We start from the raw sequence: 6,000 nt of genomic DNA, 5'->3' as shown, positions 1-6,000 counted from the left end.
GAAGAATAATAGAAATTTAATGTTTCACATGATGAGAAAATATGTTCACATGATGAGAAAATATGTTATTCTTTTAAGTAGAAAATCAGATAACTGCCCAATACATTTCCATCTATGTAATGTTGAGAGAAGATCCAGTACAATTTAATCTTCGATTTGTTTTCATATAGGAGGAGAATGAATGACAATAGAAAAACGTCAGTTATCTGAGCAAAATGACAATTTTATCATGTTACCCACTGTAGACTTCTGCTTCAAAGAACTGATGCAAAATAAAGAAGTAAGAAAAGGTATTTTATCTGCATTGTTGGGAAAAAATCCGGAAGAATTAGAAGATACAGAGTTACTTCCAACAATTCTTCAACCAGAATATCAGGATGAGAAACTTGGAATTCTGGATGTAAGGTTTCTGTTTGCAGACGGGACACAAACGGATTTGGAGATGCAGGTAGTACAGTTTGACTTTTGGCCAAACAGAGTACTGTTCTATTTAGGGAAAATGTATACGGGACAGATTAAAAGAGGAGAGCCTTACGAGAAATTAAAGAAATGTATTCATGTCAGCATTCTTGATTTTCTTCATTTCCCAAAGGATGATAGATGTTTCCGTAAGATTACATTTTGTGATGTAGAGACAGGAGAGGTTTATACAGACCTGATGGAGATTTATGTTCTAGAGCTTGGCAAGCTTCCGACAGAAGATAGAAATGAGTCAGGTATTATTCGCTGGATGCGGTTTCTCAGTGGGAAATGCAAGGAGGACTTAAAGAAAATGGCAGAAAAAGATCCATATATTGAGAAAGCATATGAAGAATTAGAGAGAATGAGTGCGGATGAGAAGAAAAGACTGGAGTATGAGGCAAGAGAAAAGGCTCTCAGGGATTATAATTCACAGATGTCTAGTGCCAGAAGACGCGGTGAGGCAATTGGAAAGGAAATTGGAGAAAAAATAGGAATAAAACTTGGAGAGAAGAGTTGTGAAGAGAGAATTATCCTTAATATGCATCAGCTGGGAAAATCAGCTGAAGAAATTTCAGTTCTTACAGGATGCAGTGAGGAAATAGTATTAGAAGTTTTGAATCATGGTAAAAGCAATTTTGAAAAAGAGAATTAGAATCTATAAGAGGCGGGTATAGTTCAATGTATCTGCCTCTTAAAAATAATGAGTTGTCAAGCAAAATAATTGGCATAATGATTAATAATTCTTCAAATATTTAATAACTTTCTCAGTTACCGCATTCTGATACTTTCCTTTTCTCCAGATAACACCAATGCGCTGCTCGATTGCCGGAAAGACAGGTATTCCGACAAGATCTGGGTACATATCTACCATAGATTTATATAAAAAGCAGCCAATCTTATCGGCCTTTACCATGTTGATCAGTGTTGTGATCTGGCTGGTGTTTAGTACCACATGGGGATTTACTCCTGCGGCCTTGAACTGACGGGTCAGTGTCATAACCTGGACAGAATCGGTGTTAAAAAGAACTAATGGCTCGTCAGTCAACATATTTAGAAGAAGCGTGGATTGTTCTGCAAGTGGATGCTCCTTTGATACGCAGAAGAGCAGCTCTTCATTATCAATAACATGGAGGTTGCATTTATCAATCGCAGACTGTTCTGCATTGACAATCGCGAGGTCAAGTTTCTCTTCCAAAACAAGTTCACAGGCTTTGATCGATCCATATTCATATAGTCGCAAATCCACGTCAGGGAATTCTTCCTTCAAAGAAAGATACATATCCGGCAGATAAATGGTTCCAAGCATGGGAGGGATTCCAATACGGATAGGAGTGATCTGCTTCCGGAGTTCATGAAGTTCAGATCTGACTGCATCTGCATGGGCTAAAAGCTCCTCAGCACTTTGATAAAATTTTTCTCCTTCCGGTGTCAGTGTCAGTTTATTATTATTTCTGTAAAAGAGATTAATACCAAATTCTTCCTCCAAAGCTTTGATCGCATTGGATACCGAAGGCTGGGTGACAAAAAGCTCTTTGGATGCGCGTGTGATATTGTGGTATCTTGCAGCAACACAGAAATATTCGAGTTGTGTCAGTTTCATTTGTAAAAACCTCCTATATCTAAATTATTGCGTATTAAAGGTTTCCATAGTTTTTTCTTATAGTACCATATTTTTTTCAGAATGTACATTTTCGATTGTATTTTCTATAATACAACCATAGCAGAGAGGTAATCGAAACGGCCGGAAATTACTTAAAGCGAAGCTAAAATAATAGCTGAAAAAGATTTGAAAAAGTTAAGAAGTAAAAGAAAAACAGAAACAAAGGAATGGAGGAAAACATATGAGTCCATCAACAATAACTCTTCTGTTTCTCCTGTTTGCGGTAATCATGTTTGTATTAGAAAAGATACCGCTTGGAGTAACATCCATGATTGTCTGTATTGGTCTTGTAGTGACTGGGGTTTTAGACGTGAAAACAGCCTTTGCAGGATTTATTGACAGTAACGTAATCCTTTTTGTAGCAATGTTTATCGTAGGAGGTGCGTTATTTGAAACAGGAATGGCGAATAAAATCGGAGGAATTGTTACGAAGTTCGCCAAGACAGAAAGAACGCTGATCATTGCGATTATGGTGATCGTAGGATTGATGAGCGGAATCCTGTCAAACACAGGAACTGCAGCAGTTCTGATTCCGGTAGTTATCGGAATTGCAGCAAAATCAGGATACAAAAGATCCAGACTTCTGATGCCGCTTGTATTTGCAGCAGCAATGGGAGGAAATCTTTCCCTGATCGGTGCACCGGGAAACCTGATCGCACAGAGTGCACTCAGTGAAATCGGACTAAAATTTGGATTTTTTGAGTATGCAGTTGTCGGTATGCCGATCCTGATCGCAGGAATTATTTTCTACGCAACAATCGGTTACAAACTGCTTCCAAGTCACGATGTAAAAGATGATGGAGCATTTGATACAACAAAGGATTTCAGTGATGTGCCGAAATGGAAACAGTGGTTATCACTGATCATTCTAGTATTTACATTGCTGGCAATGATTTTTGAAGATAAAATCGGTATCAAGCTTTGCATCTCCGGTGGAATCGGAGCATTGCTTCTGATCCTTACAGGAGTTATCTCAGAGAAAGATGCACTTAAGTCAATCGATCTTAAGACAATCTTCCTGTTCGGTGGAACACTTTCACTCGCATCTGCTCTTCAGGAGACAGGAGCTGGAGAAATGATCGCCAATAAAGTAATCGGAGCGTTGGGTGCGAACCCATCACCATATATTCTGACATTTGTTGTATTCCTGCTGTGTTGTATCATGACAAACTTCATGTCAAATACAGCAACAACAGCACTGATGGTTCCAATCTGTCTCTCAATCGCACAGGGGATGGGAGCGGATCCAAGAGCTGTGCTGATGGCATGTGTAATTGGTGGCTCCTGCGCATATGCAACACCAATCGGAATGCCGGCAAATACAATGGTGGTTGGAGCCGGCGGATACAAGTTTATGGACTATGTAAAAGCAGGATTTCCATTAATCATTATCGCAACCGTTGTAAGTATGATTATCCTTCCAATTGCATTTCCGTTCTTCCCGTAAGAATGAGTGTTGTTGGACTGAGATATAAAAGAAACAATTAAAACAATAAACGAACCTAATCATCAAAGTTACTGAAAATTGCAACAGTAATGAAAGGAGACCTAAAAATGGATAAAAAAGCACAGGTAGAGCAGCTTACTACTTATATGGCGAACTTTGTTTCCTATATTGGTAAAGTACTGCCGGATGACATCAAAGCAAAGATTGACGAGCTTGCAGAGAAAGAAGACAGCCCGCTTTCAAAGGTTATTTATCAGACAATGCAGAAAAACCAGGTTCTTGCAAAAGAGCTGAACAGACCAAGTTGTCAGGACACAGGAGTATTACAGTTCTGGGTAAAATGTGGAACAAACTTCCCACTTATTGGAGAACTGGAAGCACTTTTAAAAGAAGCAGTTGTGAAAGCTACATTTGAAGCTCCGCTTCGTCATAATAGTGTTGAGACATTTGATGAGTACAACACAGGAAAGAATGTAGGAAAAGGAACACCGACAGTATTCTGGGATATCGTACCGGATAGTGATCAGTGCGAAATCTATACATACATGGCAGGTGGCGGATGTACACTGCCAGGAAAAGCTATGGTTCTTATGCCGGGCGAAGGATACGAAGGAGTTACAAAATTTGTTCTTGATGTTATGACATCTTACGGACTGAATGCATGTCCTCCGCTGCTTGTCGGAGTCGGTGTTGCTACATCTGTTGAGACAGCAGCATTACTTTCCAAGAAAGCTCTTATGAGACCACTTGGAAGCCACAATGAAAACGAACGTGCAGCATCTATGGAGAAACTGCTTGAGGATGGAATTAATGCAATTGGACTTGGACCTCAGGGAATGGGCGGAAAGTATTCTGTTATGGGAGTTCATATTGAGAATACAGCAAGACATCCATCCACCATCGGAGTTGCTGTTAATGTTGGATGCTGGTCACACAGACGTGGACACATTGTTTTTGATAAGGACCTTAACTACACAATCACAACACATTCGGGGGTGACATTATAATGTTGGAAATAAAAGATGGAAAAAAGATTTTAACAACACCAGTCTCAGCTGAGGATCTCAAAGATATTCATGCAGGAGATATCATTTATTTGAACGGAAGTATGACAACTTGTCGTGACGTTGCACACAGAAGACTCGTTGAAGAAGGACGTGAGCTTCCAGTTGATGTAAAAGATGCAGCAATCTTCCACGCAGGCCCAATTATCAGACCACTTGAGAATGACAAATTTGAAATGGTTTCTGTAGGACCGACAACAAGTATGCGTATGGAAAAATTTGAGTATGAATTTGTAAAAGAGTCCGGTGTCCGTGTAATCATCGGAAAAGGTGGAATGAAAGAAAACACAGAGCGTGCATGTAAAGAATTCGGAGCAATCCACTGCGTATTCCCTGCAGGAAATGCTGTTGTTGCAGCAACAGAAGTTGAGGAAATCGTTGATGCTCAGTGGAGAGACCTTGGAATGCCTGAGACACTGTGCACTGCCGCGTAAAAGAGTTCGGACCACTGATCGTATCTATTGACACAGAGGGACGCAACCTGTTTGAAGAGAACAAAGTAGTCTTCAATGAGAGAAAAGAAAAAGCGATCGAAGAGATCTGCAAACATGTAAGTTTTATTAAATAAGAATTTAAACCAATTTTACTGCCATGTAAAAATATACCATAAAATATAAGCCAAATGATCTGTTCGGCCAGGGACAGATAAAAAAGATATCGAGGCACACAGAAAATGAAAGTGTGCTTCGATATCTTTTTTATTTTGCAAAATCTATTTATTTTGTTCCGAAAATACGATCCCCGGCATCCCCAAGTCCCGGACAGATGTAAGCATCTTTGTTCAGTTCTCTGTCAATATGTCCTACGTACAGCTGAATATCCGGATGCGCTTCCATCAGACGTTCCACTCCCTCTGGAGCAGCAATGATAGCCATGAATTTGATTTTCTTTCCACCGTGCTGTTTGATAAAATCAACAGCAGCAACAGCAGAGCACCTGTAGCCAACATAGGGTCTGTAACAACGATCAGACGCTCAGAGATTGGGCTTGGCAGCTTGCAGTAGTATTCGTGTGGTTCATGTGTCTCTTCATCACGATACAGACCAATATGACCAATCTTTGCAGTTGGGACTAAAGCCTGAAGACCGCTTACCATTCCAAGACCGGCACGTAAGATTGGTACAATAGCAAAGTTCCTACCTGCAATCTGTGGTGTCATACATTTTTCAATCGGTGTTTCGACTTCCACATCTTCTAATGGAAGGTCTTTTAAAGCCTCGTATCCCATTAACATAGCGATTTCTTCTACCAGCGCACGGAATTCAGCAGTTCCTGTATTTTTGTCTCTTAATCGGGAAATCTTATGCTGAATCAGTGGGTGCTTCATCTCAATTACATTATTCATTTTGAATTCCTCCATCCATTTT

At 39.9% G+C, this 6,000-nt stretch carries 6 protein-coding genes and 1 pseudogene; 5 read left to right on the top strand and 2 right to left on the bottom strand.

Translation table 11 applies throughout. The features are described 5' to 3' along the window. The first annotated feature begins 181 nt into the window (after positions 1-181). Positions 182-1,114, top strand: a complete 933-nt coding sequence (locus DXB52_RS08520; protein ID WP_118106944.1) for an Rpn family recombination-promoting nuclease/putative transposase — start codon at positions 182-184, stop codon at positions 1,112-1,114. 81 nt (positions 1,115-1,195) lie between these two features. Here DXB52_RS08520 and DXB52_RS08515 read toward each other — a convergent pair whose 3' ends face one another. Then, a complete protein-coding gene (locus DXB52_RS08515; RefSeq protein ID WP_117542584.1) occupies positions 1,196-2,062 on the bottom strand; it encodes a LysR family transcriptional regulator in 867 nt (288 codons plus the stop codon). Positions 2,063-2,303: 241 nt separating this feature from the next. Between DXB52_RS08515 and DXB52_RS08510 the strand changes: the two genes are divergently transcribed. The 4 genes from DXB52_RS08510 to DXB52_RS17020 all read left to right on the top strand — a co-directional run bounded on the left by DXB52_RS08510 (position 2,304) and on the right by DXB52_RS17020 (position 5,201). Beyond that, the gene (locus DXB52_RS08510; RefSeq protein ID WP_117569970.1) at positions 2,304-3,569 is read left to right on the top strand and encodes an SLC13 family permease; all 1,266 of its coding nucleotides are present in this window, start codon (positions 2,304-2,306) and stop codon (positions 3,567-3,569) included. Between the two features lie 107 nt (positions 3,570-3,676). Further along, positions 3,677-4,576: a L(+)-tartrate dehydratase subunit alpha gene (ttdA, locus tag DXB52_RS08505; RefSeq protein ID WP_015529419.1), complete on the top strand. Its 900-nt coding sequence runs from the start codon at positions 3,677-3,679 to the stop codon at positions 4,574-4,576. Then, positions 4,576-5,067 (top strand): L(+)-tartrate dehydratase subunit beta, encoded by a 492-nt coding sequence (gene ttdB, locus DXB52_RS08500; RefSeq protein ID WP_472520049.1) that lies wholly within the window; start codon positions 4,576-4,578, stop codon positions 5,065-5,067. The genes ttdA and ttdB overlap by 1 nt, the downstream gene beginning before the upstream one ends. Further along, the gene (locus DXB52_RS17020; protein ID WP_472520048.1) at positions 5,052-5,201 is read left to right on the top strand and encodes a hypothetical protein; all 150 of its coding nucleotides are present in this window, start codon (positions 5,052-5,054) and stop codon (positions 5,199-5,201) included. Before ttdB ends, DXB52_RS17020 begins: the two co-directional genes overlap by 16 nt. Before the next feature lie 148 nt (positions 5,202-5,349). Here the strand turns inward: DXB52_RS17020 and upp are convergent. Then, a pseudogene (upp, locus tag DXB52_RS08495) lies at positions 5,350-5,978 on the bottom strand (uracil phosphoribosyltransferase). Positions 5,979-6,000: the final 22 nt, after the last annotated feature.

It is taken from the genome of Ruminococcus sp. OM04-4AA, assembly GCF_003462585.1.
Classification (GTDB): domain Bacteria; phylum Bacillota; class Clostridia; order Lachnospirales; family Lachnospiraceae; genus Mediterraneibacter; species Mediterraneibacter faecis.
The sequence above is the reverse complement of the archived record's forward strand: the minus strand, read 5'-3'. Positions and strand labels throughout refer to the sequence as shown.